The sequence below is a fragment of the Mesorhizobium sp. M0676 genome, assembly GCF_040320535.1.
Lineage (GTDB): Bacteria > Pseudomonadota > Alphaproteobacteria > Rhizobiales > Rhizobiaceae > Mesorhizobium.
This window is the reverse complement of the sequence record NZ_JAMYPU010000002.1, coordinates 132,046-157,898: the sequence shown is the minus strand read 5'-3', so window position 1 is coordinate 157,898 and position 25,853 is coordinate 132,046. Positions and strand designations below refer to the sequence as shown.

General features: G+C 63.9%; 26 protein-coding genes and 1 pseudogene. 22 read left to right on the top strand and 5 right to left on the bottom strand.

The genetic code is table 11. From position 1 onward, the window contains the following. Positions 1-88 precede the first annotated feature (88 nt). The gene (locus NKI35_RS02810; protein WP_023752609.1) at positions 89-883 is read left to right on the top strand and encodes a phytanoyl-CoA dioxygenase family protein; all 795 of its coding nucleotides are present in this window, start codon (positions 89-91) and stop codon (positions 881-883) included. Positions 884-1,016: 133 nt separating this feature from the next. Continuing rightward, on the top strand, positions 1,017-2,303 hold the full coding sequence (gene purD / locus NKI35_RS02805; RefSeq protein WP_023727498.1) for a phosphoribosylamine--glycine ligase: 1,287 nt from the start codon (positions 1,017-1,019) through the stop codon (positions 2,301-2,303). 3 nt (positions 2,304-2,306) lie between these two features. Here the strand turns inward: purD and NKI35_RS02800 are convergent, their stop codons facing one another. Then, a complete protein-coding gene (locus tag NKI35_RS02800; RefSeq protein ID WP_032894811.1) occupies positions 2,307-3,419 on the bottom strand; it encodes a glycoside hydrolase family 25 protein in 1,113 nt (370 codons plus the stop codon). A gap of 447 nt (positions 3,420-3,866) precedes the next feature. Here NKI35_RS02800 and NKI35_RS02795 point away from each other — a divergent pair, with 447 nt between their 5' ends. From NKI35_RS02795 to NKI35_RS02770, 6 genes are all read left to right on the top strand, one after another. Then, complete coding sequence (locus NKI35_RS02795; protein WP_352738434.1) at positions 3,867-5,636, top strand: acyl-CoA dehydrogenase family protein; 1,770 nt, start codon at positions 3,867-3,869, stop codon at positions 5,634-5,636. 31 nt (positions 5,637-5,667) lie between these two features. Beyond that, entirely contained in the window at positions 5,668-6,420 is a 753-nt protein-coding gene (locus NKI35_RS02790; protein ID WP_352626066.1) for a crotonase/enoyl-CoA hydratase family protein, read from the top strand. 199 nt (positions 6,421-6,619) lie between these two features. Beyond that, on the top strand, positions 6,620-7,957 hold the full coding sequence (locus NKI35_RS02785) for a hypothetical protein (RefSeq protein ID WP_352738431.1): 1,338 nt from the start codon (positions 6,620-6,622) through the stop codon (positions 7,955-7,957). Beyond that, positions 7,950-8,534 (top strand): hypothetical protein, encoded by a 585-nt coding sequence (locus tag NKI35_RS02780; protein ID WP_023740696.1) that lies wholly within the window; start codon positions 7,950-7,952, stop codon positions 8,532-8,534. The genes NKI35_RS02785 and NKI35_RS02780 overlap by 8 nt, the downstream gene beginning before the upstream one ends. Then, the gene (locus NKI35_RS02775) at positions 8,531-9,124 is read left to right on the top strand and encodes a hypothetical protein (RefSeq protein ID WP_352512911.1); all 594 of its coding nucleotides are present in this window, start codon (positions 8,531-8,533) and stop codon (positions 9,122-9,124) included. The genes NKI35_RS02780 and NKI35_RS02775 overlap by 4 nt, the downstream gene beginning before the upstream one ends. Beyond that, a complete protein-coding gene (locus tag NKI35_RS02770) occupies positions 9,121-9,684 on the top strand; it encodes a hypothetical protein (RefSeq protein WP_352738428.1) in 564 nt (187 codons plus the stop codon). Before NKI35_RS02775 ends, NKI35_RS02770 begins: the two co-directional genes overlap by 4 nt. 22 nt (positions 9,685-9,706) lie before the next feature. On the opposite strand, the gene pdxH is transcribed toward NKI35_RS02770, so the two are convergent. After that, complete coding sequence (gene pdxH / locus NKI35_RS02765) at positions 9,707-10,336, bottom strand: pyridoxamine 5'-phosphate oxidase (RefSeq protein WP_352738426.1); 630 nt, start codon at positions 10,334-10,336, stop codon at positions 9,707-9,709. 28 nt (positions 10,337-10,364) lie between these two features. On the opposite strand from pdxH, the gene NKI35_RS02760 reads away from it, so the two are divergent. Then, entirely contained in the window at positions 10,365-10,826 is a 462-nt protein-coding gene (locus NKI35_RS02760) for an RT0821/Lpp0805 family surface protein (RefSeq protein ID WP_023687129.1), read from the top strand. Positions 10,827-10,951: 125 nt separating this feature from the next. Continuing rightward, entirely contained in the window at positions 10,952-11,881 is a 930-nt protein-coding gene (locus tag NKI35_RS02755; protein ID WP_023692090.1) for a DnaJ C-terminal domain-containing protein, read from the top strand. 19 nt (positions 11,882-11,900) lie between these two features. Here NKI35_RS02755 and NKI35_RS02750 read toward each other — a convergent pair whose 3' ends face one another. Beyond that, entirely contained in the window at positions 11,901-12,536 is a 636-nt protein-coding gene (locus tag NKI35_RS02750; RefSeq protein ID WP_352562632.1) for a TetR/AcrR family transcriptional regulator, read from the bottom strand. 187 nt (positions 12,537-12,723) lie between these two features. On the opposite strand from NKI35_RS02750, the gene mddA reads away from it, so the two are divergent. The 3 genes from mddA (at position 12,724) to NKI35_RS02735 (ending at position 15,138) form a co-directional block, all read left to right on the top strand. Next, the gene (mddA, locus tag NKI35_RS02745; protein WP_352738424.1) at positions 12,724-13,458 is read left to right on the top strand and encodes a methanethiol S-methyltransferase; all 735 of its coding nucleotides are present in this window, start codon (positions 12,724-12,726) and stop codon (positions 13,456-13,458) included. Between the two features lie 224 nt (positions 13,459-13,682). After that, positions 13,683-14,504, top strand: a complete 822-nt coding sequence (gene fabI, locus NKI35_RS02740; RefSeq protein ID WP_027050057.1) for an enoyl-ACP reductase FabI — start codon at positions 13,683-13,685, stop codon at positions 14,502-14,504. A 46-nt stretch (positions 14,505-14,550) separates the two neighbouring features. Then, complete coding sequence (locus NKI35_RS02735) at positions 14,551-15,138, top strand: histidine phosphatase family protein (RefSeq protein WP_023685404.1); 588 nt, start codon at positions 14,551-14,553, stop codon at positions 15,136-15,138. Between the two features lie 84 nt (positions 15,139-15,222). Here NKI35_RS02735 and NKI35_RS02730 read toward each other — a convergent pair whose 3' ends face one another. Continuing rightward, positions 15,223-15,477 carry a DUF1344 domain-containing protein gene (locus NKI35_RS02730; protein WP_023685405.1) on the bottom strand — a complete coding sequence of 85 codons (255 nt, stop codon included), beginning with the start codon at positions 15,475-15,477 and terminating at the stop codon, positions 15,223-15,225. A 183-nt stretch (positions 15,478-15,660) separates the two neighbouring features. Between NKI35_RS02730 and aroC the strand changes: the two genes are divergently transcribed. Next, the gene (gene aroC / locus NKI35_RS02725; protein WP_352738421.1) at positions 15,661-16,776 is read left to right on the top strand and encodes a chorismate synthase; all 1,116 of its coding nucleotides are present in this window, start codon (positions 15,661-15,663) and stop codon (positions 16,774-16,776) included. Between the two features lie 73 nt (positions 16,777-16,849). Next, on the top strand, positions 16,850-17,950 hold the full coding sequence (gene ribB, locus NKI35_RS02720) for a 3,4-dihydroxy-2-butanone-4-phosphate synthase (protein ID WP_352738418.1): 1,101 nt from the start codon (positions 16,850-16,852) through the stop codon (positions 17,948-17,950). Positions 17,951-18,269: 319 nt separating this feature from the next. Here ribB and NKI35_RS02715 read toward each other — a convergent pair whose 3' ends face one another. Continuing rightward, entirely contained in the window at positions 18,270-19,493 is a 1,224-nt protein-coding gene (locus NKI35_RS02715; protein WP_352738416.1) for an MFS transporter, read from the bottom strand. A gap of 118 nt (positions 19,494-19,611) precedes the next feature. Here NKI35_RS02715 and NKI35_RS02710 point away from each other — a divergent pair, with 118 nt between their 5' ends. The 7 genes and pseudogenes from NKI35_RS02710 to dxs all read left to right on the top strand — a co-directional run bounded on the left by NKI35_RS02710 (position 19,612) and on the right by dxs (position 25,796). Beyond that, on the top strand, positions 19,612-20,220 hold the full coding sequence (locus NKI35_RS02710; protein ID WP_023708733.1) for a TetR/AcrR family transcriptional regulator: 609 nt from the start codon (positions 19,612-19,614) through the stop codon (positions 20,218-20,220). Positions 20,221-20,314: 94 nt separating this feature from the next. Continuing rightward, positions 20,315-21,293, top strand: a pseudogene (locus NKI35_RS02705) (hypothetical protein). Positions 21,294-21,364: 71 nt separating this feature from the next. Beyond that, entirely contained in the window at positions 21,365-22,291 is a 927-nt protein-coding gene (locus NKI35_RS02700) for a histone deacetylase family protein (protein WP_352738414.1), read from the top strand. Between the two features lie 3 nt (positions 22,292-22,294). Beyond that, positions 22,295-22,546, top strand: coding sequence for an exodeoxyribonuclease VII small subunit (locus NKI35_RS02695; protein ID WP_023668433.1), 252 nt, complete (start codon positions 22,295-22,297; stop codon positions 22,544-22,546). Between the two features lie 38 nt (positions 22,547-22,584). Then, entirely contained in the window at positions 22,585-22,851 is a 267-nt protein-coding gene (locus tag NKI35_RS02690) for a DUF2277 domain-containing protein (RefSeq protein ID WP_352738412.1), read from the top strand. Between the two features lie 10 nt (positions 22,852-22,861). Further along, positions 22,862-23,782 carry a pirin family protein gene (locus tag NKI35_RS02685; protein ID WP_352738410.1) on the top strand — a complete coding sequence of 307 codons (921 nt, stop codon included), beginning with the start codon at positions 22,862-22,864 and terminating at the stop codon, positions 23,780-23,782. Positions 23,783-23,882: 100 nt separating this feature from the next. Continuing rightward, complete coding sequence (gene dxs, locus NKI35_RS02680) at positions 23,883-25,796, top strand: 1-deoxy-D-xylulose-5-phosphate synthase (RefSeq protein ID WP_352738408.1); 1,914 nt, start codon at positions 23,883-23,885, stop codon at positions 25,794-25,796. Positions 25,797-25,853 lie beyond the last annotated feature (57 nt).

The following is a 25,853-nucleotide window of genomic DNA, read 5'->3' as shown; positions in this document are numbered from 1 at the left end:
CTAAAACTATAAGAGAGATGAGAAGTTATTATTTTACGCGATGTGCGGCGGCTGCGATAGTCGGTCATCGAAACAGGGAAGACATGAGATGGCCGCCAGACATATCGATGCCGCAGCGATTGCCGACTACCAGCGCGACGGCGCGGTCTGCATACGCGGCGCTTTCAAGGACTGGGTCGGCACCATCGGCGCCGGCATCGAGCGCAACATGCAAAACCGCAGCGCCACGGCGTCGGACATCGCCAACGGCAAGGGCAGCTTCTTCGACGATTACTGCAATTGGGAGCGCATTCCCGAATTCGTCGACGTGGTGCGCAATTCCCCGGCCGCGGAACTCGCGGCAGCGGCGATGCAGTCGCGCAGCGCCCAGTTCTTCCACGACCATGTGCTGGTCAAGGAACCGGGCACGCAAAAGCCGACGCCTTGGCACCAGGACATCCCGTATTACTTCGTCGATGGCACCCAGACCGTCAGCTTCTGGATTCCGATCGATCCGGTCAAGGAAGCGACGCTGCGGCTGATCGCCGGCTCGCACAAATGGGACAAGATGATCCTGCCGGTGCGCTGGCTCGATGACAGCAATTTCTATGCCGGCGAGGGCGATTATCTGCCCGTGCCGGATCCAGACAAGGACCCGTCGCTGAAGGTGCTCGAATGGGAGATGGAGCCGGGCGACGCCATCCTGTTCGACTTCCGCACCGCGCATGGTGCGCGCGGCAATCCGACCGCGGCGCGTCGCCGGGCGCTGTCGCTGCGCTGGGTCGGCGACGATGCGCGCTATGTCGAGCGCCCCGGCCGTACCTCGCCGCCCTATCCCGGCCATGACATGAAGCCCGGCCAGAAACTGCGCGAGGACTGGTTCCCGGTCGTCTTCCAGAGCTGATACCGGCCGGGGACGCCGTGCTCTCGGCGCGACGTTCCCGTGCGCAACCGGTATGGCGCAAGGTAAAACTCTTGACCCGCGCCGCCCGGGGCAATAGCGCAGTCCCTGTCGTGAAATGACAAGGGACATCGGCATGCGCGTTTTGTTGATCGGCTCCGGCGGCCGCGAACATGCCCTGGCCTGGAAGATCGCGGCCTCGCCGCTTTTGACCAGGCTCTATGCCGCGCCCGGCAATCCGGGCATCGCCCACGAGGCCGAACTGGTCAAGCTCGACATCGCCGACCATGCCGCTGTTGCCAGCTTCTGCAAGGACAACGCGATCGACCTCGTCGTCGTCGGGCCGGAAGGCCCGCTGGTCGCCGGCATTGCCGATGACCTGCGCGGCGAAGGCATCCGCGTCTTCGGACCGTCGAAGCGCGCCGCAAGGCTCGAAGGCTCGAAAGGTTTTACCAAGGACCTCTGCGCCAAATACGATATCCCGACCGCTGCCTATGGCCGCTTCACCGATCTGACCGCGGCAAAGGCCTACGTCGAAAAGATGGGAGCGCCGATCGTCATCAAGGCCGATGGGCTCGCTGCCGGCAAGGGCGTCACCATCGCCATGACGCTGGACGAGGCGCGCGCCGCCCTCGATGCTTGTTTCGACGGCGCATTCGGTGACGCCGGCGCTGAGGTCGTGGTCGAGGAATTCATGACCGGCGAGGAGGCGAGTTTCTTCTGCCTGTGCGACGGCACGACCGCACTTCCCTTTGGCACCGCGCAGGACCACAAGCGCGTCGGCGATGGCGATACCGGCCCCAACACCGGCGGCATGGGCGCCTATTCGCCGGCGCCGGTGATGAGCCCCGAAATTGTCGAGCGCACCATGCGCGAGATCGTCGAGCCGACCATGCGCGGCATGGCCGAGCTTGGCGCGCCGTTCGCCGGTATTCTGTTTGCCGGGCTGATGATCACCGACAAGGGGCCGAAGCTGATCGAATACAATACCCGCTTCGGCGATCCCGAGTGTCAGGTGCTGATGATGCGGCTGAAGGACGATCTGCTGGTGCTGCTCAACGCCGCCGTCGACGGCCAGTTGGCGCACAGTTCGATCCGCTGGCGCGACGATGCCGCGCTGACCGTGGTGATGGCGGCACAGGGCTATCCCGGGACGCCGGAAAAAGGCTCGGTCATTCGGGCTCTCGACGAAGCCGCTGGCGAAGGCGTTGAGATTTTCCATGCCGGCACTGCCATCAATGGCGGCGCGCTGGTCGCCAATGGCGGCCGCGTGCTCAACGTCACGGCATCAGGCAAGACGGTGGGCGAAGCGCAAAGCCGCGCTTACGCCGCGCTCGACCGTATCGACTGGCCGCAAGGCTTCTGCCGCCGCGACATAGGCTGGCAGGCGGTGGCGCGGGAAAAGGCCAGCGCCGCCACATAAGCCTCAGCGCTCGCGAACCAGTTCCGTCGAAGCGGTGCTGACCGGGTCGGCGGCCTGCGAGAAGGCGGCCTCGAGCAGAGCCTCCGAACGATACGTGGTCCGCTTCCAGGCGACATACTCGGCAATACCGAAGCGCGCGCGGCGCGGCACCGTCTTGACCACCGGCATGCGGAAGGCGGCGCGGAATGTCTGCCAGCGCGCGCCGAGCACCGCCACCATTTCCTCGACCGTCGGTGGCGTCGCCACATCGGCGTATGTGATGGTGACTTTGCCGGCGAGCCCGGCCGCGCGCGACACCGGCACCGGTATCGAGGCGAGGTAGTCGGGCGGCACGTCGATCAGGCCGCCGAAGGGCCATTGCTGGCGCAGTGCCGCCGCGTCCATCGGCGCGACGTTGACGTCGATGTCGTTGGGCGTGCCGGCGACGCGGTAGGGGCAGCGCAGGCGCCCGCAATTGGCCTGCGCCGAGAACTGCCACAGCGCATAGCCCTGCCAGTTGCCCATCGGAAAATGCACGTCGATGTCGGGCTTGTAGCGCGCATACCAGAGCGGCAGCCGCGACAGCAGACGGTATTGGTAGCGGTTGTCGGCGATGTACTGGGCGGTCTTGCCGTTGGTGTAGAGGATCGGGAAACGGCCGAGCCGCCGGTGCACCTGGCGCACGAATTCCTCGGCATCCTCGAGCGACATCCATTGCGAGGGGTCGTTGCCTTCGAGATCGAGGGCGAGCAGATCGTCAGGGGCTGGCTCGGCGCAATCGATGAAACTGTTGGCCTGCTCGAGCGGATTGCCGGGGCGGGCAAGATGATAGGCGCCCCATTTCAGGCCGAGCGCCTTGGCCACCACCTTGCGCGTCTGAAACAGCTCGCGCGTCACCGCAAAGCGTTTCCACAATGTCTTGCAGAGTTTGACCGTAGGCTCGTCGCCGTAGCAGAAATAGGGCGGCGGCAGCCCGTCGGAGGCCTTGTTGATGAAGCCGACAATGCGCTTGTCGGTGGCAAGCTGCGCCCAGTCGATGGAATTGTATTCATAGGCGTCGACCACCAGCGCGCGGTCGCCATCCCGCCAAGGCTCGGAAAAGTCCGAGGCTGTAGCCGCTGACGTCAGCGCCATCATCGCCGCGAGAGCGATCGCTGAGCGGCGAAGAAGATGCGCCGGCGTTTTCAAACAGGGGATCCCCGCTGACCAAACACCGATGGTGGACCGGTATGGTTAAGGAAGTGCTTTCGGGCAGGAGTCCTGTCGCTCTCGCGATTTCGTCATTCTATGGCGAAGCAAGGAGCGAAGCGACGCGGCGCGGACCATAGTATGCATTCCGCGACTTCGAAGCGTTGCCACGGCGCGGAATTCTGCACCGTTGCGCCCCTGGCGCGAGGTCGCGACATGGTACTCGGCATCCGCTACGCTCCCGCTCCACCTGTGGACGACGAAGTTCGATGAAAATCCGCGTGACAAAGTTTGACGTTTACGTAAAAAGAAGGTCGGAGGCCGCCCAGAGGCGGATGGTTTTGCATCGGCCCGGGTCCTAGGATCGAGCGATCGGAGCAGCGGAGGAGAAGCGGCATGTACAAGGCCCCGGTCGACGACATTTCGTTCACGCTCAAGCATGTCGCCGGGCTCAAGCCGGCACTCGACAGCGGCGCGTTCGGGGACCTCGGCGAAGACCTTGTCGACGCCATCCTGGCCGAGGCCGGCCGCTTCGCCAGCGAGGAGGTGGCGCCGCTCTACAAGATCGGCGACCAGCACGGTGCGGTGCTGAAGGATGCAGCCGTGACCATGCCGCCCGGTTGGAAGGCGCTTTACCGCAGCTGGATCGACGGCGGCTGGAACGCGCTGTCGGGACCGGAAGAATTCGGTGGCCAGGGCCTGCCGACCATGCTCGGCGTTGCCGCGCTCGAAATGTGGAACTCCGCCGCCATGGCCTTCGGCATCGGCCCGACGCTGACCATGGGCGCGGTCGAGGCGCTCGACAAGCATGCTTCCCAGGCGCTCAAAGCAAGGTATCTGGCGAAGCTCGTTTCCGGCGAATGGATGGGGACGATGAACCTGACCGAGCCGCAGGCCGGTTCCGATCTCGCCGCTCTGCGCACCCGCGCCGAGCCTGCCGGCGACGGCACCTACCGCATCTTCGGCCAGAAGATCTTCATCACCTATGGCGAGCACGATTTCACCGACAACATCGTCCATCTGGTGCTGGCGCGGCTGCCCGATGCGCCGGCCGGCACGCGCGGCATTTCGTTGTTTTTGGTGCCGAAATTCCTGGTCGACGAAGACGGGTCGCTCGGCGCCCGCAACGACGTCTTCTGTTCGGGCCTCGAGCACAAGCTCGGCATCCATGCCTCGCCGACTTGCACCATGATCTATGGCGACGGGTTCCAGGGTGCTGCGCCCGGCGCCATCGGTTGGCTGATCGGCGAGGAGAACAAGGGGCTCGCCTGCATGTTCACCATGATGAACAACGCGAGGCTTTGCGTCGGCATGCAGGGCGTGGCAGTGGCCGAAGCCGCGACGCAGAAGGCGATCGCCTATGCCAATGAGCGCCGCCAGGGCAAGGCATCGGACTTTTCAGGCGCCGGGATGGCGCCGATCGTCCATCACCCCGACGTGCAGCGCAATCTCTTGACCATGAAGGCTTTGACCCAGATCGCCCGCGCCATCTCGTATTCCTGCGCCTATGCCATCGACTTCGCGCGTGTGTCGACAGGCGAGGAGGCCGCGCATTGGCGCGATCGCGCCAATCTGCTGACGCCGCTGGCCAAGGCCTTTTCCACCGATATCGGCGTCGACGTTGCGTCGCTGGGTGTCCAGGTCCACGGCGGCATGGGCTTCATCGAGGAGACGGGCGCGGCCGCGCTCTATCGCGACGCCCGCATTGCGCCGATCTATGAAGGCACCAACGGCATCCAGGCGATCGACCTTGTAGCCCGCAAATTGCCGCTTGGCGGCGGCGAGCATGTGCATGGCTATATCGCCGAACTGAAGGCCATCGCCGACGAGGTGCGAACCTCGAACCTGCAGGGCTTCGGCCGCACCGCCGAAGCGCTTGACCAGGCGTTCGACGATCTCACCGAGGCGACGCGCTTCCTGCAGAAGCTGCTGGCCGACGGCCGTCTGGACGAAGCGCAAGCCGGTGCGACCCCCTATCTCAGGCTGATCTCGCTTGCTGCCGGCGGCGCTTATCTGGCGCGTGGCGGACTTGCCCAGCAGAGCCGCATCGCCCTTTGCCGCTTTTTCGCCGAAAACCTGCTCGGCGAAGTCAGCGCCTTGAAGGAACGCGTCATCGATGGCGCCGAGAGCCTCGCTACCGCCGGCAAGGCGCTGATAACGGCCTGAATACCAGAGCGCTCACCAGGGAAGAATGACCGTGACAGACCATATTCTCGTCGAGCGCCAGGGCGCCATCCAGATCATCCGCATGAACCGTCCCGACAAGAAGAACGCACTGACGCGCGCCATGTACGCGACAATGTCCAAGGCGCTGGCCGATGGCGATGCCGACCCGGCGGTTCGCGTCCATGTCTTCCTCGGTGTGCCTGGCGCCTTCTCCTCCGGCAACGATCTCGCCGATTTCCTGGTCATCGCCACCGGCGGTGAGGGCGGCAACGAGGTCTGGGACTTCCTGATGGCGCTGGCCAAAACGGAGAAGCCGATGGTCTCCGGCGTCGACGGCATTGCGGTCGGCATCGGCACCACGCTCAATTTGCATTGCGACCTGACTTTCGCCACGCCGCGCACGGTGTTCCGCACGCCCTTCGTCGATCTCGGCCTGGTGCCGGAGGCGGGCTCCAGCCTGCTGGCCCCGCTCATCCTCGGCAGGCAGGGCGCCTTTGCGCTGCTTGGACTCGGCGAAGGTTTGTCCGCCGAACGCGCCAAGGCCGCCGGCCTGATCTATGAGGTGGTCGAGGAGGGCGGGCTAGAAGCCGCGGTACTCGCCGCGGCCGGCGCGATCGCCGCCAAGCCGCCGCAGGCGCTGAAGATTGCGCGTGACCTGATGCGCGCCCCGCGCGACGAGCTTGTCGCCCGCATCAAGGTGGAGAGCGAGCATTTCTCCGACCGGCTGAAGTCCGACGAAGCGCGCGCCGCGTTGACCGCCTTCATGACGCGTAAGAAGGCATAGGCTCACGCCAAGCTGTATCCGATCTTGGCGGTGGCGGTAGGCGTCAGGGGAAAACCGCTCAAGGGTTGTCAAAGCGCTTCGGCCTGCACTATTTCTCGCTCGATCCTGGCGGCCAGGTGGAGAGGACATGACCCGAGAATTTGTCATCGATGCGCACAGCATCGAAGCCGGCGCCCGTTGACGGGTTGAACGCCGGGACATGCTTGCCGATTTTGCAAGGCCGCTCGGCCTGACGTTCAGGCTCTGGTGGCGCTTCTGGCCGCAGCTGATCGCCATGGTGCTGTTGGGCATTTTGGGCGGCGACCTGTTCATGCAGATCGCCGCGCGCGCCGCCTTCCTCAACCATATGGCGGGCTTGGCGCTGCTGACGCTCGTCGCCTTGACGCAGCTCATCGTCACCGTCGCCATGTTCCAGACCCTGCTTCCCGGCCTGCCGGCCATCCGCGCGGCGCAACAGGGCGCGCGGGACAAAGCCTCCGAGAAAACATCTGGCGAAGAACCGAGCAGCAGCGCCGCAAGGCTGACGCACATGGTCACTGTCGCGCTCCTGCCCTTCTTCGCCTACTACGCCGCCTGGGGTTTTCTCGGCGACACGGTGCGGCAATATTCGCGCGTCACCCTCGACATGGCGCCGTTCGGCGAAGGCTCGGGTAATGTGCTCGATGTGCTGGATTCGCGCTGGCTCATATTTTCCGTTGTCATCTCCTGGCTGGTCAGGCGTTTTGCCCAGGCGATGCAGAAGCGCGGCGGCGCAAATTCCTTCTGGCAAATCGTGGTCGTGATCTGCGAGACCAACTGGATCTTCGTCGGTCTGTACGTCATCTCGCGCTGGAAGGACGACATCATCGGCTGGATCATGAGCCGCAACATTTTTTCCGTCCTGCAAGCTGCAGCCGACGGCGTGGCCAATCCTGTTTCCACCGCCTTTGCCGAGCCGATGGTTCCGGTGGAAGTCACTTCCGTCGACACGACGACGAAGCTCATCGCGCTGTTCTTCTTCATGCTCCTGCCGGTGATCTGGCTGGTCATGACGGCGTTGATCTATGGCTATGATGTACGCGACGACAAGGAACTGCTGCGCGTGCACGACCGGGTCGAGCGCCTCGGCGCCCGCTATCGAAGCATCCCGAAATTCATGCGCGACTTCGTCGAACACTTCATCTCGGGCTATCGCTCGCGCTATCTGCCGATCGCCAATGGCGTGTGCATCACCTTGAGTTCGGGCCTTGTCCTCGTGCTCACCCTGATCGTCGGCTATCGTCTCATCGACTGGCTGGCCGCCTGGGCGTGGCTCGGCGCGACGCGCATCGCCGGCCCGCACGATCTCGACATCTGGCAGGTGCTGTCCGAGGGCGTGTCGCTGCTGTTCGGCAGTGCCTTCCAGGACTCATCGACCGGTATTCTGGTCGAGCCGTTGCGCATCTGCTTCCTCGCGGCGATCCTCGAAGCGGCATTTGCGCTGCCCAAGCGCCGGGCCAGCGAGGCTGCGCAGCCGGCTGGTCCGGCCGGTCCGGAAGGCGAGGCGCAGAATGCTTGAAACCGCCCGCTCGCGGCTGAGAGCATGGATCGCCGCAGGCATCGGCACGGCGGCCGCGATTGCCGTTGCCGGTGTGCTGGGCGCTTTCGGAGCAAGGCACGCGCAAGTGCCGGCGCTGGCCCCAGCCGGCCCGATCGAAACCGGGCAATGGCTGCTGCGGCCGGTGAAGGCCTATGTCAGCGCCGAGAAATATGTCTATGGCACGTTGCGCAAGCCCGGGACCAAAGCGCTGGTCTTCGAGGTCGACATGACCAACCGCACGGCCCAGTCGACGAAGGATTATTTCGAACTCCTCCGGGCAAGCCAGCCGGCTGTCGACCCGGCGACAAAACCGTACATCGTGCTGACGCGCGACGAGACGCTGTCGCCGGAACTGCACCCTGATATGCCGGAGCGCATGGTGTATATCTGGGAACTGCCGGAAAGTGCTGCCGCTCCGGCCAGCCTCGATCTGACAGTCATCCGGAAAATCTACAAACAGCGCGACAATCTCTTTGGCCTGCCCGGCTGGTTCAATCCGAGCCCGGTCGGCACGCTGACCATCCCTGTCGCACCCGATGCTGGAGGCCAGCCATGATGCGCAGACTGGCCAATCTCGTCCTGCTGCTCGCCGCCGTAGCGCTCTGCTACGGCTTGCAGGTTTCGAAGCCGCACTATGCCGACCTGATCGGCCCTATCCCGGTAAGGGGCAATGTGGGAGAGACAATCGTTGGCCGCAGCTTCGAGGTGCGCGCGAAAAAGCTGGAGTTTGCGCGCAAGCTCAAGGCCGACCGGTTCGGCGAGACCAAGGTGCTGACCACCGGCGGCGTGTGGGCGGTGGTGACGGTCGAGTTCGCGGCCAGGGCTGCGTCGACGATCGTCGCGGTCGCCTCATGGCGCGGACCAACGGGCTTGACCTACGACCACACCGAGCGGCTGTCCTTCATCAACGGGTTTCTCCCGGTTACTGTCGACCCAGGCCTGCCGCGGAAGGCCAGGCTGGTCTTCGAGGTGAGGCCGGAGGAGGCCGGCAACGCGACGGTGCTGATCTCGAGCAAGCTGATGGCGGCGCTCGATTCGCAGGCCGAGATTTCGATCGGACCGGTCGCAGCCGGTTCCGACGGCATGCCTGCCGGCACCGTCGGCACGCTCGATCTGACGCAGCCGATCGATGGGCAACCGCAATGACGGCGCTGATTGAGGATAGAGGGCTGACGGAGAAAAAATGGCGCCGCCGCAGCCTTTGGGTGCTGCTTGTGCTCGTTCCCCTGACCCTGGCGGTGCAGGCCTATGACAGCGTCAAGGCGCTGCTCGGCGACAACGATCTGTTCGAGCGCCGCGTGGCCTGGGGCCAGAGCGCGCATTTCGGCGGCAGCGAGTGGAAGCTGACTGATCTGCGCGGCGCCTTCGGAATGAAGAACCTGCCGCCCGATTCCGTACCGGTGCTCGCGGATTTCGCAGTGACCATCGGCGATCCCGACCTGCAGAACCTCTGGCTTGGCTGCAAGGTGATGCTGATCGATGCCGAGGGAAGGCGCTGGTCGCCGACATCGGCGGTAAGGCTGAACGCGCCGGACAATGTTCAGACCTGCATTTCCGCGATGTTTTCGGGCGCCAAGGCCGGGGACACGATCAAGCTGCGCGAGACATTCCTGGTGCCGAAGGACGTCACCAGGACTATACGACCAGCGGTCGGCGTTGCCAGCGAACGGCCGCATTTCCTGCTGTTCCAGATGGAGAAGGACTGATCTCCGGCGGCCCCGGCGATCCTCAGGGATAAAGCCGTGTCTTGTCCCAGCCGCCTTCGGCGTTGCGCGAAAAGACCAGCCGATCGTGCAGCCGGAATGGCCGGTCGTGCCAAAACTCGATCGCCTGCGGCACGATGCGGAAGCCCGACCAGTGCTTTGGCCGCGGGATTTCGCCGATAGGGTAGCGCGCCGTATATTCGGCCACCGCCTTCTCCAGGGCAAAGCGGCTTTCCAGCGGCCGCGACTGTTTCGAGGCCCATGCGCCGATCCGGCTGCCGCGCGGCCGCGTCGCGTAATAGGCGTCGGCTTCAGCGTCGCTGACGATTTCCACCGGTCCGCGTATGCGCACCTGGCGGCGCAGCGATTTCCAGTGGAAGCACATCGCCGCCTTCATGCTGCCAAGAATCTCGCGGCCCTTGGCGCTCTCGAAATTCGTGTAGAAGACAAAGCCGCGTTCATCGAACCCCTTGAGCAGCACCATACGCACATCCGGCATGCCGTCGGCATCCACGGTTGCAAGTGCTACGCCGTTGGCATCGTTGATTTCGCTTTTCTTGGCGTCCTCCAGCCACTCGGCAAAGAGCCGGAACGGCTCGGCGGCTTCGGTAAAGTCACTACTTGTTAACTCAGTGTCACTCATAGTTTTTCTCAAATCGTCTCGAGCTTCAGGAGGTTGCCGATTGTCGCGTATCGCGCAAGCTTTTGACAGCGGGCAATGGAGCGTTATCGCTTCGGCCAGTTCGAAAGCCGTGATCGTGATTATCGCCCTGCCGCTTGCCGCCTGCGGCGCCGGCGGCTTCAGCCTCGAAAAGGCCGAGGTCGATCGTTCCATCGTCACCTCAAGCGCGCCGGCGAGGGTGACATCGACGGACGCCGACAGCGCTTCCGACCAGACCACGATCGGCAATGCGGTGTCTTCGGCCGACATCGAGGAGCTTCGCGGCCAGGCCGTGCCCTGGGCGAATGCCGACACCGGCTCGCGGGGCTCCATCACCGAACTCGCCGAAGTGCAGGACAACGGCCAGGCCTGCCGCAGCTTTACCGCCTCGCGCGAAAGCTTCGACGGCGTCGCTTTGTTCAAGGGGCAATTGTGCATCGCCGCGGCCGGCGGCTGGCACATGCAGGACTTCAAACCGCTCTGATTTTTCGAGGTTTGCGGGCGCTGCAATTTCAACCCTCGATAAGCCTGTGCGCCACTGGAATTTCTTCCTATGGGAGCGCATATAAGGGCCAACGTGGATTTAACTCATTTTCCAGGGCAGGACGCATGCGCGACCCCTATGAGGTGCTGGGCGTTGCCAAGAACGCATCGGCCAAGGACATAAAATCGGCCTACCGCAAGCTCGCCAAGAAGTATCATCCGGACCAGAATCCGAATGATCCCAAGGCCAAGGACCGTTTTGCCGCCGCCAATCAGGCCTATGAGGTCGTCGGCGACGAGAAGAACCGTGCGGCCTTCGACCGCGGCGAGATCGACGCCGACGGCAAGCCGAAATTCCAGGGCTTCGAGGGTGCAGCCGGCGGCGGCGATCCGTTCGGTGGCTTCCGCCGCCAGCAGGGCGCCGGCGGCTCGCGCTTCGAATTCCGATCGGGGCGTCCGGGCGGCGATCCGTTCGACGGCAACAGCGACATTTTCAGCCAGATCTTCGGCGACGCCTTTTCCGGCGCGCGCGGCGCCGGAACAGGCGACCGCCGCCAGCAGGCGACCGCCGCCGATCTGAACGTCACGCTCGACGTCACCATCGAGGAGATAGCGACCGCCGAAAAGGTGACGGCGATGTTCCCCGACGGCCGCAAGATCGCGGTCAAGCTGCCGGTCTATGTCGAGGATGGCCAGACCATCCGGCTGAAGGGCCAGGGCGAGCAGGGGCCGGGACAGCCGGGCGATGCGCTGGTCAAGATCCGTATCCGCAGGCACCCGCGCTACCGCATCGAGGGCCGTGACCTGCATGCCGATCTGGAGGTAGCGTTGGCCGACGCGGTGCTGGGCGCCAAGGTGCCGGTCGACACGCCGACCGGCAGGCTGGCGGTCAACATTCCGGCCTGGTCGAGTTCCGATAAGGTGCTGCGCCTGAAGGGCAGGGGCTTGCCGGAAAAGGCCGGCGGCCATGGCGATCTCTACGCCCATGTCCGCATCATGCTGCCGGAAGGCGGCGACAGCGAACTCGAAGCGCTGATGCGCAGCCGCAAAGGCTGACGCGGCTCGACTTCGCTGGCTAGCTGCCGGGCGCTGCTTCCTCCATCCGCCGGATGGTTTCGCCGAAGCGGCGCAACGCCTGCCGCACCGGGACATGCGGGCTCTCGATCTCAAGCAGGATCATCGTCTCGCTGCCGAGGAAGGCGGCGCTGACCAGGCTGGTCACTTCGGCGGCGGAGAATGGCCCGAGGCCGCCAAACCGCCGCTCCGCCTCTTGCGCCAGTCCGTCCAGCAGTTCGAACCAGCCGCGCAGGTCGCGGCGCACCGCCTTGGCGATTTCGGGGCTCGACAGGCTTGCCGCGATCATCTCGTGCAGGATCCGGACATAGCCGGACGCCAGATCATCGTCGAGGAAATCGCAAGCGCGCTCCCAGCGTTGCCACAGCGGCATAGGTGCCGCAAAAGTCTCCGCCTGGCGTTTCAGCAGGCCCTCGTTCAGATGGTCCAGCAGGGCCAGGAACAGCCGTTCCTTGGAGCCGAAATGGTAATGGATCTGGCTGAGCGGAACGCCGGCGATCTCGGCAACGCGGCGCGTCGACAGATCGGCATAACCGCCTCGATGGAGGCATAACTCGGCAGCCGAAATCAGTTCGGCGCGCGTGTCGCGCTTTTGCTTGTTCTGCGGCGGGGCAACGGCTTCGGCAGCGTCCGTCATGCGGCGTGGCTGCCGCTGTTAGCGGTGCAATCTGGGCGGATCATAGCTTCTCCTGTCCGGGGCTGGACGTCCCTCCACTCTATCTCGGTCGAGCGACCGATCAAGTTGACTCGTCAGAAAATTTATGGTTTTTGACGCTGAATTCGGTCGACCGACCGAATCCTGATGCTTGCATGGAGGGGCAGTCATGGCGCGCGTAATCACCCTTATCTACGGCGTTGCCGCATACCTGATTTTTCTCGGTTCGTTTCTCTATGCGGTCGGTTTCGTCGGCAACATGGTCGTGCCGAAATCGATCGATTCCGGAGTCGCTGGAAGTCCGGTCGAAGCCGTCATCGGCAATGCGCTGCTGCTCGGCCTTTTCGCCGCCCAGCACAGCATCATGGCGCGGCCGGTTTTCAAGCGCTGGTGGACACGGATTGTCCCGCACGCGGCCGAACGCAGCACCTATGTGCTTTTGGCCAGCCTCATCCTGCTGCTGCTCTACTGGCAATGGCGGCCGATTCCCGGTCTCGTCTGGACGGTCGAGAACCCGGTCTGGGTCGCCGTCATGCATGGCGTGTTCTGGCTCGGCTGGGCGGTATTGTTGACCAGCACCTTTCTGATCAACCATTTCGAACTGTTCGGCCTGCGCCAGGTTCTCGCCGCTTTGCGCAAGAGCGAACCGGCGCCGCCCGTGTTCAGGACGCCACTGTTCTACAAATGGGTCCGGCACCCGCTCTATGTCGGCTTCCTCCTGGCCTTCTGGGCGACGCCGTCCATGACATGGGGCCATCTTCTGTTCGCGGCGGGCAGCACCGGCTACATCCTGCTCGGCATCTTCCTCGAGGAACGCGATCTCGTCGCGATGTTCGGTGACCAGTACCGCCTCTACCGCAAGCAGGTGGGAATGCTCATTCCCTGGCGCAAAATGGCTGGATAGGGCCGATGCGTTGCCGACCAGCCGATTCGGCTGGTCGGCCGGGCCTGGGCCATCAAGGCGCGCTGGCCGCAATGAGGCGTTCAAATCTCACAACAACGTTATTATCCCCCATTCGTTGTCACGCCGAGTGTCTGAATTGAACGCGCGCCCCGTCTGCGCTTGATGCGCCTTTCTGCCTGTGCGATAGGCACTCCAAAGCAGAAAATCTTTCGGAGAGCGCTGACATGGCGGGTGGACAGGGCCTTATGGCCGGCAAGCGCGGCCTTATACTGGGCGTCGCCAACAACAGATCGATTGCCTACGGCATCGCCAAGGCCTGCGTCGACCATGGCGCCGAGATCGCGCTGACCTATCAGGGCGAGGCGTTCAAGAAGCGCGTCGAGCCGCTGGCTACGGAATTGGGCGCCTTTGTCGCCGGTCATTGCGATGTCACCGATCCGGCGAGCCTCGACGAGGTGTTTGCCAATGTCGCCAAGCATTGGGGCGGCAAGCTCGACTTCCTCGTCCATGCCATCGCTTTTTCCGACAAGGACGAGCTGACCGGACGCTATGTCGAGACGACGCGCGACAATTTCCTGCGCACCATGGACATTTCGGTCTATTCCTTCACCACCATCGCCAAGCGCGCCGAAGCGCTGATGACCGATGGCGGCTCGCTGCTGACGCTGACCTATTATGGCGCTGAAAAGGTCATGCCGCATTACAACGTCATGGGTGTCGCCAAGGCCGCGCTGGAAGCCAGCGTGCGCTATCTCGCCGTCGACCTCGGCGGCAAGAAGATCCGCGTCAACGCCATCTCGGCCGGGCCGATCAAGACCTTGGCTGCTTCGGGCATCGGCGACTTCCGCTACATCCTCAAGTGGAACGAATACAATTCGCCGCTGAAGCAGACCGTCACCCAGGAAGAAGTCGGCGATTCCGCCGTGTATTTCCTGTCGGACCTGTCGCGTGGCGTCACCGGCGAGGTGCACCATGTCGATTCCGGCTATCACGTCGTCGGCATGAAGGCGGTCGACGCGCCGGATATTTCGACCGTCAAGGAATAGTTCTGCCGCGGTTTCCGCCTGCCTGTCCTGATTTCCGGAAGACCCGATGGTTCCGCTCGTCTACATCGTGCGCCATGGCCAGACGCAGTGGAATGCCGAGTCGCGGCTGCAGGGCCAGGCCGACACCGATCTCAACGCGCTCGGCCGCGAGCAGGCGACCCGCAATGGACGGCGGCTGGCCGAACTGATCCAGAACCCTGAGGATTTCGACTTTGTCGCCAGCCCGATGAAGCGGACGCGCGAGACGATGCAGCGGCTACGCTTGGCTATGCAACTCGATCCCGATGCCTACCGCACCGACCCGCGTCTGGTCGAGGTGCACTTTGGCGACTGGCAGGGCTTTACCTATGCCGAACTCGATGCGCGAATGCCGGGCTCGGCGAAGGCGCGACGACGCAACAAATGGAATTTCCAGCCGCCGGGCGAGGGCGCCGAAAGCTACCAGATGCTGCTCGAACGGGTGAAGCCGTGGTTCGAGGCGCTCGACCGCCAGACGGTCTGCGTCACGCATGGTGGCGTCGTGCGGACTCTGTTTCGGATGGTCGAAGGTGTTTCCGAACATGAAGCGGCAAACCTGGAAGTGCGGCAGGACCGGGTGCTCAGGCTGCAGGACGGGCGTCTGGATTGGCTTTAGGTTCGAGCAGATAAAAACAGGACGACCGTCCTGTTTATCCGGGCAGGGCTCCGCCGAGCGGCAAGACCCTGTTCGGCGTCGGTGTTACTCGGTGTCGGGCAGTTCCATGTCGGTGACGACGTTCTCGCCATTCGTCACGTCATAGGCAATGACGATATCCATGCCCGGCTTCAGCGAATCGAGATCGGTCTCGGCGTTGAGCTTGAAGGACTTGCCGTCCTCCAGCGTCAGCGTCAGCGCGTCCTTGTCGACCTTCTTGATCAGGCCTTCGGTCTGGCCGGCATAGGCGGCGGTGGAAATCAGCAACATGGCGGCAGCAGCGCCAATCAGGGTACGCATCGTCGTCCTCTTTGTCATTGCGCCTGCACGGATGGCGGCGAGCTTTCAACGGGCGGATGGAAGAGAGCAGAAACCAACCGAATGTGTCAAAACTAAAACCGCCGGATCACAGTTTGACCGCTGTGGAAAACGCCAATAGAACGCACCTTTGATCCGGTCCGCTGCCGGGCAGGGCTAAAATTCATGTCTCACAACACGTTCGGCCATCTCTTCCGCGTCACCACCTGGGGCGAAAGCCATGGCCCGTCGCTCGGCTGCGTGGTCGATGGCTGCCCGCCCGGCATCCGCTTCACGCGGCAAGAGATACAGGCCGAACTCGACAAGCGCCGTCCCGGCCAGTCACGTTTTGTGACGCAGCGCCGCGAGCCGGACGAGGTGAAGGTGCTGTCCGGCTTCATCCTCGACGAGGACGGCGAGACGATGATCACCACCGGCACGCCGGTTTCGATGCTGATCGAGAATGTCGACCAGCGCTCCAAGGACTATGGCGACATTGCCCGCCAGTACCGTCCCGGCCACGCCGACTACACCTATGAAGTCAAATACGGCGTGCGCGACCATCGCGGCGGCGGCCGTTCTTCGGCCCGCGAGACCGCCGCTCGCGTGGCGGCCGGCGCCTTGGCGCGCAAGGTGGTGCCCGGAATGGTGGTGCGCGGCGCACTGGTCTCGATGGGCGAGAAATCCATCGACCGCGCCAACTGGAACTGGAATTTCATCGGTGACGCCGAAAACCCGTTCTTCACCCCCGATCCGGCCTCGGTTCCGGTCTTCACGCAATATCTCGACGGCATCCGCAAATCCGGCTCCTCGGTCGGCGCGGTGATCGAGATCGTCGCCGACGGCGTGCCCGCCGGACTTGGCGCGCCGATCTACGCCAAGCTCGACCAGGATATCGCGTCCGGCCTGATGTCGATCAACGCCGTCAAGGGCGTCGAGATCGGCAACGGTTTCGAAGCCGCCCGCATCACCGGCGAACAGAATGCCGACGAGATGCGCATCGGCAATGACGGCAAGCCGGTCTTCCTGTCCAACAATGCCGGCGGCATTCTGGGCGGCATCTCGACCGGCCAGGCGATCGTCGCCCGCTTCGCCGTCAAGCCGACCTCGTCGATCCTGACGCCGCGAAAATCCATCGACAAGGACGGCAACGACGTCGACGTCATGACCAAGGGCCGCCACGATCCCTGCGTCGGCATCCGTGCCGTGCCGATCGGCGAAGCCATGGTTGCCTGCGCCATCGCGGACCATTATCTGCGGCACCGGGGACAGACAGGCCAGGGATTAGGCAGTAGGGATTAGGCAATAGGCCAGCCCGTCCTTCCTTCCCTAACTCCTACTGCCCAACCCTATTCCCTGCGAGCGAAGCGAGCCAATGCCATACGATCAGAAGAAAATCGTCGAAGCCATCCGCGCCTTCGAACGCGGCGAGATCGTCGTCGTCATGGACGATGACGGGCGTGAGAACGAGGGCGACCTGATCGTTGCCGCCGTGCATTGCAGCCCGGAGAAAATGGCCTTCATCATCCGTCACACCTCCGGCATCGTCTGCACGCCGATGCCGCGCGAGGAGGCCAAGCGGCTCAATCTGCAGCCGATGGTCGCCGACAATGATTCCGCCCACACCACGGCCTTTACCGTCAGCGTCGATTTCAAGCATGGCACCACCACCGGCATTTCGGCCGAGGACCGCACGCTGACCGTGCGCAACCTGGCCAACGGCAATGTCGGCGGTTCGGATTTCGTCCGGCCCGGCCACATCTTCCCGCTGATCGCTAGGGAAGGCGGCGTGCTGATGCGCTCGGGCCATACCGAAGCCGCGGTCGATCTCTGCAAGCTTGCCGGCCTGCCGCCGGTTGGCGTGATCTCGGAGCTGGTCAATGACGACGGCACCGTCAAGCGCGGCCCGCAGGTTGCGAGCTTTGCCGAGAAACACGGCCTCAAGCAGGTCTCGGTCGCCGACCTCATCGCCTACCGGCAGCGCAAGGAAACGCTGGTCGAACGCGTCGCCTGCTCCGAAATCGACACACTCGGCGGCAAGGCACAGGTCTTCACCTACACGCTGCCCTGGGATTCCATGCACCATGTCGCGGTCGTTTTCGGCGACATCCGTGACGGCGAGGACGTGCCGGTGCGGCTGCATTCCGAGGATGTGGTGACCGACGTGTTCGGCACCGGCCACCGGCTCGACGCCATCATGAAGGCGATGGGCGAACGCAAGCGCGGCGTCATCGTTTACCTCCGAGAGGGTTCGGTCGGCGTCGCCCATCAGGAGCGCAACCGGCCGATGAGTGCCGACCGTGAGGACCACGAAGAGGCCCGCCGCCGTGAGAACGAGTGGCGAGAAATCGGCCTCGGCGCCCAGATCCTGAAGGACCTCGGCATTTCCTCGATCAACCTGATCGCCTCGCGCGAGCGCCACTATGTCGGGCTTGAAGGCTTTGGGATTCACATCGCGAAAACTGAGATTATCTAGTTTCTCAGGTGGATGGCGCGTCGGAAGGATTGCGCGGGCAGGTCACATGCGTTTGTGATTGGCCGAAGCCTTTCCGCGGTCGTCATCCTATGGCGAAGCAAGGAGCGAAGCGACGCGGCGCAGACATAGGACCCATGCCGCGACTTCGACGCGTTGCAACGGTGCAGAATTCTGCTCCGCTGCACCCTTCGGTCAAGGTAATGGAATGGGTCCTCGGGTCTGCGCTTCGCTTCGCGTCGCTCCGTGATGACGACGCCAGAGGCCTCACCTAATTCCGAACGTTTGCGGTGGTCTCCAAAGCGAACGTCAGGCCGCGTCCTTACTCCGCGGGAACGGCGGCCGCGTCGCATCCGTCCAGCTCGCATGTGTGGGTGGCCAGGCTGCGCTGGCCCAGCAACACCGTGACCAATGCGATGACGCCGGCCGCCACCGAGACCCAGAACCCGTTGCGGGCGCCGAATTCATCCACCACCGCACCGGCGGCAAACGAACCGAGCGCCATGCCGATGCCGATGCCTGTCATCACCCAGGTGATGCCTTCGGTCAGCATCGCTTCCGGCACGTGGCGTTCGATCAGGCCGAAGGCAGTGATGAAGGTTGGCGAGATCGCCACGCCGCTGATGAAAACGCTCACCGCCAGCAGCGGCACCGTGTCGGCGGTGAGCGGCAGCAATGTGCCGAGCGCAACGAGGGCGACCGCGAGGGCCAACTGGCGCTGCAGCGGCGCTTTCAGGTTGAGCGCACCGACGACGAGGCCGAGCACGAACGATCCCAGCGCATAGACGCCGATGACGAGGCTGGCGGCGCCCGGCTGGCCGAGTTCCTTGGTGATCGCCACCGTGCTCACTTCCGTCGTCGCGAAGGTGGCGCCGACGAAGATCAGGGCGAAGGTGATGATCTGCACCGGCCTGAGCCGGATTGCCGAGCCGCTCGAGACATGATTCACCGGCCGCACTTGTGGTTCAGTCGAACGCTGCAGGATGAAGGCTGCCGAGCCAAGAGCGAGGAATAGCGTGCTGACCAGGACACCGGCTTCCGGGAACAGAGCGGCACTCAAGCCCACCGACAGCGATGCGCCTGCAATGTAGACGAGTTCGTCCGCCGCCGATTCGAAGGCGAATGCGGTGTTCATCTGCGGCCGGCCGCGAAAAATCTCGGTCCAGCGCGCGCGCACCATCGCCGGCATGCTGGGCATGGCGGCGGCCGCCAGTGCCGACACAAACAGCGTCCACACCGGCCAGTCCTGATTGGCTGCGGCAATCAGCACCGCGAAGGCGAGCACGGTGAGGATGGTGGTCGGAATCACGATCCGCGTCTGGCCGAGGCGATCGACCAGCCGTGATATCTGCGGCGCCACGAAAGCGTTGCTCAGCGCGAACGTCGCCGAGACAGCTCCCGCCAGCCAGTATTCGCCACGTGTCTGCGACAGCATGGCCACGATGCCGATCGGCGCCATGGCGATCGGCAGCCGCGCGAGGAAGCCCGCGGCGGCAAACCCCTTGGCTCCAGGGGCACGAAAGATTTCCGAGTATGGGTTTTGCATGGCTGGTTCCTCGACAAAGGCCAATTCGACAATTACATACGGTGCGTATGAATATAGGTAGTCGATACGCCGCGTATGTCAATTGGCATACGAAGCGTATGTGAATAAGGCCAGAACCATGCACAGACCCCGCAAGGAGATGATTGCCGAAACGCGCGCCAAGCTGATCACGGCGGCCCGCCACGCTTTCGGCACGATCGGCTATGCCGACGCGTCGATGGACGACTTCACCGCCTCGGCCGGGCTGACGCGCGGTGCGCTCTATCATCATTTCGGCGACAAGAAGGGCCTGCTGCAGGCCGTCATCGCCGAAATCGATGGCGAGATGGCCGTCCGCATCCATGAGATTGCGTCGCGGGCGCCAAGCCGCTGGCAGCGTTTCGTCGACGAATGCACGACCTATATCGAGATGGCGCTGGAGCCGGAAATCCAGCGCATCATGTTTCGCGACGGTCCGGCTGTGCTCGGCGATCCGGCGCAATGGCCGAACGCCAATGCCTGCGTCGGCTCGATGACCGATCATCTGACGGCTCTGCAGCAGGAGGGGGTGGTCGTCCCCGGCGTCGACCCCGAAACCGCCGCCCGGCTGATCAACGGCGCCAGCAGCCAGGCGGCGCAGCGCATCGCCAATTCGAACGACCCCGAAGCGACGTCGAAGACCGTGGTGGCAGCCTTCCAGCAACTGCTTGAAGGGCTTCTCAAAAAACAGGGTTCGCAGCCGGCCTGAAATCTGGTCGGCCGAGACCCGGCATTTGCCGAGATTGACAATTCCCGGCCCGGGTTCATCCTCGCCGTCCATCTCTGAGGGGAGATTCGGGCGCATGTGGGATTTCGAAATCGGCAGGTCGGTGTCCATCATGATCAGGACATGGCCATTCATCGTCTTTCGCATGATCGTCTATTTCGGCATCACGCTCGCCTATATCGTGGCGACCGGCAGCGGCGCCTCGGTCGGCTATGGCGTCGGCCATATCTCCACCGATCCCGACGGGCCGCTTTCCTTTGCACTGTGGGGCGGCATCGTCGGCATCGGCATCGTTTCGATCGCGCTCTACTGGATCCGCGAATACATCCTCTACGTCGTCAAGGCCGGCCATATCGCCGTCATGGTGCATCTGATCGATGGCCGGGACGTTCCCAGTGGGCAGGACCAGATCGCCTACGCCAAGGACGAAGGAGCGTTTCGCCGAGGCCAACATCCTTTTCGTGGTCGACCAGCTGGTCAAGGGCGCCATCCGCGCCATCACCGGCCTGATCGGCGGCATCGCCGCCTTCCTGCCCATTCCGGGCCTCGGCGGTCCGGTCGCTTTCATCAATACGGTGATCCGCCTGTCGCTGACCTATGTTGACGAGATCATCCTCGGCTACAACATCCGCATCAACTCGTCGTCGCCCTTCGAAACCGCCCGGCAAGGCGTCGTGCTCTATGCCCAGAACGGCAAGACCATGGTCAAGAACGCGGTCTGGCTGGCTGTCATCATGTGGGCCGTGTCCTTCGTCATCTTCCTTTTGATGCTGGCGCCGGCCGCCGCCATCATGTGGTTCATACCGGGGCAGCTCGGCGGCTGGGCCTTCGTGCTCGCCATCCTCCTTGCCTGGGCCTTCAAGGCGGCCTTCATCGAACCCTTCGCCATCGCCTGCCTGATGCAGGTCTATTTTAGGACTATCGAAGGCCAGGTGCCGAACGCCGAATGGGACCAGCGGCTGGCCGAGGCGTCGTCCAAGTTCAGGGAACTCAGGGACAAGGCGGTGGCTTCCTTCGGCGGCTCGCGCTGGACGCAGCCCGCGCCCGGGGTGTAATCCCTGTTGAACGTCGGGGCGGTGAGGCGTCAAACCATGGTCAAAGCGGCCGGGCGCGCCTATATCGGGTCATGGTCACCAGGCTCTACACCCATCCGATCTTCCTCGAACATCTGACGCCCCCCGGTCATCCGGAGCGGCCGGACCGCTTGCGCGCTATCGAGCGCGTGCTCGACGACGAGGCCTTCACCGCACTCGATCGGGTAACGGCGCCGCAAGGCGACGAGGCCACAATCCTCTACGCCCACCCCGAGGATTTCGTCGCCCGCGTCCGCGCCGCGATCCCTGAAAGCGGCATTGCCTCGATCGACGCCGACACCAGCGCCAGCCCGAAAAGCTGGCAGGCGGTGGTCACTGCCATCGGTGCGGCCAACGCTGCCGTCGACGATGTTTTCGAGGGCAGCGTCGCCAACGCCTTCGTCGCCGCGCGTCCGCCCGGCCACCACGCCGAAAAGACCACGGCGATGGGCTTTTGCCTGTTCAACACCGCGGCGATTGCCGCGCGTTATGCGCAAAAGAAACACGGCGCCGAGCGCGTCGCTATCGTCGATTGGGATGTCCATCACGGCAACGGCACGCAGGACATCTTCTGGGACGATCCCTCGGTGCTCTATTGTTCGACGCACCAGATGCCGCTCTATCCCGGCACCGGCGCCAAGAGCGAAACCGGCGCCGGCAACATCGTCAACGCCCCGCTGGCGCCGCAGACCGGCTCGGACATGTTTCGCGATGCCTTGCTGTCGCGCGTCCTGCCGGCGCTCGACAATTTCGCGCCCGATCTGATCATCATTTCCGCAGGCTTCGACGCTCACCATCGCGACCCGCTGGCCGAGATCAACCTCAGCGAGGACGATTTCGACTGGGCGACAGGCCAGTTGCTGGAACGCGCCGGGCGCCACAGCGGCAACCGGCTCGTCAGCCTGCTTGAGGGCGGCTACGATCTGCAGGGACTGGCATTTTCGGTCGCCGCCCATGTCGGGCGGCTGATGAAGGGGTAAAGTATGGCTGGCGAAGCAAATGAAGACGTGAAGGCGATGAGCTTCGAGCAGGCACTCGACGCGCTGGAAAAGATCGTCGATGATCTGGAACGCGGCGACGTGCCGCTCGACCAATCGATCAAGATCTATGAGCGCGGCGAGGCGCTGAAGGCCCATTGCGACCGGCTGCTGAAGGCGGCCGAAGACAAGGTCGAGAAGATCAGGCTGTCGCGTGATGGCAAACCGGTGGGAACGGAGCCGCTCGACGCGGAGTAGTGGAATGGGGCGGGCATAAAGCAGATAGGAGTTCAAGCATGTGCAGAAACATCAAGACCCTGTTCAATTTCGAGCCGCCGGCGACCCATGACGAGATCCGCGACGCCGCCCTTCAATTCGTGCGCAAACTGAGCGGAACGACGCGCCCCTCGCAGCGCAACCAGGCAGCCTTCGACCGTGCCGTCGAGGCGATCGCCGAATCGGCGCATGAATTGCTGCATTCGCTGGAAACCATGCATCATCCGCGCAATCGTGAAGAGGTGGCGGCCAAGGCAAAAGCCAAATCGGCGCTCCGCTTCGCCTGAGGACATCCAGATGAGTTTCTTCCCCGGCAAGGACCCTGAGCCTGGCGATGCCTTCGCCAGCGACCAGATCGAGCTCATGGTCATTCCAAACGCCAAGGACATTGGCGGCTTCCAGGTTCGTCGCGCTCTGCCGACGGCAAAGCGGCGGCTGGTCGGTCCCTTCATCTTCTTCGACCGCATGGGGCCGGCGATCTTGCGCGCCGGCCAGGCGATGGATGTGCGCCCGCACCCGCATATCGGGCTTTCCACCGTCACCTATCTGTTCGACGGCAATATCAGGCACCGCGATTCGCTCGGCACCGAGATGGTCATCCAGCCCGGCGACGTGAATTTGATGACCGCCGGCCGCGGCATTGTCCATTCCGAGCGCACGCCCGAAGAACTGCGCGGCGCGCCGATGTCGGTCTCCGGCCTGCAGACATGGCTGGCTTTGCCCGACGGCAAGGAGGAAGTGGCGCCGGTGTTCGAGAACACGGCCGCGCTCCTTCTGCCCGAGATCGACGCCGAAGGTGTTTCCGGCCGCGTGGTGATCGGCGATTTCCAGGGACTGCGCTCGCCGGTAAGAGCCGACACCGAGACGCTCTACGCCGATCTGAGGCTGGCGCCCGGCGCCAGCGTCAAAATTCCCGCCGACGCCGAGGAACGCGCCATCTACACGCTGGACGGCGATGTCTCAATCTCGGGCGACCGTTTTCCGGCCGAACGGCTGCTGGTGTTCCGGCCTGGCGACGAGATCGTCGTGTCGTCCGAGCGCGGCGCCCATTTCATGCTCTTCGGCGGCGCTTCGCTCGGCTCCCCGCGCCACATCTGGTGGAACTTCGTCTCGTCGTCGAAGGAACGCATCGAACAGGCCAAGCAGGAATGGAAGACGGGCCGCTTCGATATCGTTCCCGGAGACGAGGAAGAGTTCATTCCGTTACCGTACAATTAACGTCAGCATCACCCGCGTCACTGACACGCATTTACATTCCGGCGACGCAGGCATATTTCGCCATGATCGACGCGCATCATAGCTGAGCAGGCCCTTAACAGTGAACGCAACGCTGCATACGCCGCTTCTCGACAAGGTCCGCATTCCAGCCGACCTGAAGAAGCTTGACGAAAGCGAGCTGCCGCAGCTGGCCTCGGAGCTGCGCGCCGAGCTGATCGATGCCGTCTCGCATACGGGCGGGCATCTCGGCGCTGGCCTCGGTGTCGTCGAACTGACGGTGGCGCTGCACTATGTCTTCAACACGCCGGAAGACCGCGTGATCTGGGATGTCGGCCACCAGGCCTATCCACATAAGATCCTGACCGGCCGCCGCGACCGCATCCGAACGCTCAGGCAAGAAGGCGGCCTGTCTGGCTTCACCCGTCGCGCCGAGAGCGAATACGACCCGTTCGGCGCCGCGCACTCTTCGACCTCCATTTCCGCCGGCCTCGGCATGGCCATGGCGCGCGACCTCTCCGGCGGCCACAACAATGTCATTGCCGTCATCGGCGACGGCGCGATGTCCGCCGGCATGGCCTATGAAGCCATGAACAATGCCGGCGCGCTTGATGCCCGGCTGATCGTCATCCTCAACGACAACGACATGTCTATCGCGCCGCCGACCGGCGCCATGAGCGCCTATCTGGCGCGGCTCGCGTCGGGCAAGACCTATCTTGGCCTGCGCGATTTCGGCAAGAAGCTGACCTCCTATCTCGGCAAGCGCGCCGACCGCGCCATCAAGCGGGCGGTCGAGCATGCGCGCGGCTACGTCACCGGCGGCACGCTGTTCGAGGAGCTTGGCTTCTACCATATCGGCCCGATCGACGGCCACAATCTCGAGCACCTGATCCCGGTGCTGAAGAACGTCCGCGACCATGCCGACGGCCCGGTGCTGATCCATGTCGTGACCCAGAAGGGCAAGGGCTACGCGCCGGCCGAGGCCGCGGCCGACAAATATCACGGCGTCAACAAGTTCGACGTCATCACCGGCGCGCAGACCAAGGCCCCGGCCAATGCGCCGGCCTACACCAAGGTGTTCGCCGAGAGCCTGGTCCAGGAGGCCCGCCTGGACGACCGCATCGTCGCCGTCACCGCCGCCATGCCGAACGGCACTGGCCTCGATTTGTTCGGCGAGGCGTTTCCGACCCGGACCTTCGATGTCGGCATTGCCGAGCAACATGCCGTGACCTTCGCCGCCGGCCTCGCCAGCGAGGGCTACAAGCCCTTCGCCGCCATCTATTCGACCTTCCTGCAGCGCGCCTACGATCAGGTCGTCCATGACGTGGCGATCCAGAAACTGCCGGTGCGTTTCCCGATCGACCGCGCCGGTTTCGTCGGCGCCGACGGCGCCACTCATTGCGGCGCCTTCGACACCACCTTCCTGGGGACGCTGCCGGGCTTCGTGGTGATGGCGGCTGCCGACGAGGCGGAGCTTCGCCACATGGTGCGCACCGCCGCCTATTATGACGAAGGCCCGATCGCCTTCCGCTATCCGCGCGGCAATGGCGTCGGCGTCGACATGCCGGAGCGCGGCTCGGTGCTCGAAATTGGCAAGGGCCGCATCGTCAGGGAAGGCACCAAGGTGGCGCTTCTGTCCTTTGGCACCCGGCTGCAGGATTGCCTGCTGGCGGCCGAGGAACTCGGCGCGGCCGGATTGTCGACAACGGTTGCGGATGCCCGTTTCGCCAAGCCGCTCGACGAGGATTTGATCCGCCGTCTTGCCCGCTCGCACGAAGTGCTGGTGACGGTGGAAGAGGGCGCTGTCGGCGGTTTCGCCAGCCACGTGCTGCAGTTCCTCGCCCATGAAGGCTTGCTGGAAAGCGGTCTGAAAGTTCGGCCGCTGGTGCTGCCAGACGAGTTCACCGACCACGCCAAGCCGGAAAAAATGTATGCCGATGCCGGGCTCGACGCGGCCGGCATCGTGCGCACCGTGTTCGTCGCGCTCGGCCATTCCGCGCGCGCGCAGCGCGCCTGAATCAAACCTCACGCAGCTGAAGCAGTTGCCTGTGCAAGCTTAACACTTTGTTAACGC